The organism is Anaerotignum faecicola, assembly GCA_024460105.1.
In the GTDB taxonomy this organism is placed as follows: domain Bacteria; phylum Bacillota; class Clostridia; order Lachnospirales; family Anaerotignaceae; genus JANFXS01.
On the sequence record JANFXS010000050.1, the window covers coordinates 1 to 622 of the forward strand.

Sequence of the window (622 nt, forward strand, 5' to 3'; positions counted from 1 at the left end):
CTTATCTATATTATGACAGTATTATAACAATGTTGTGAAAACAAGTCAATAAAAAATTGAGCAGAATAAAAAAGAAATCTCAATAAAATGCTTAAATTATCGACGGAAAAGAGAGGGAAATAGAAAAGTTTGCAACATAAAATGAAAAGCAAGAAGAGAATAAGACAAGAATTTGACAATATTTATAACACTTTATGTGAAAAATTCATAAGATACTATTGACGAAACGATCATTTTTTATTATACTTAGACGCAAAAGAGGTGTGTTTTTATAAACTGGTATCATTTGGTCAATATAAATTGACCAAGCTGTGATAATGATAAGATTATGGAGGAAAACTGGTATGGAATTTGATATAACAAAGCCACATTGCTATTACTTTAATGAGATGTGTAAGATTCCCCATGGTTCAAAAAATGAGAAAATGCTGAGTGACTGGATTGTGCGGTTCGCCGTCGATCACAATCTTTCCTATGTGCAGGACGAAATGGGAAATGTTGTCATCTATAAACCGGCGTCACCAGGTTATGAGACACATCCCGGCGTCATCCTGCAGGCTCATATTGATATGGTGTGTGTGAAGGTGCCGGAATCAAATCATAATTTCGACACAGATCCGCT

At 34.2% G+C, this 622-nt stretch carries 1 protein-coding gene; it reads left to right on the plus strand.

All coding sequences use genetic code 11. The features are described 5' to 3' along the window. Positions 1 to 344 precede the first annotated feature (344 nt). A partial coding sequence (locus NE664_12670; protein MCQ4727489.1) for a hypothetical protein occupies positions 345 to 622 on the plus strand: 278 nt, incomplete at its 3' end.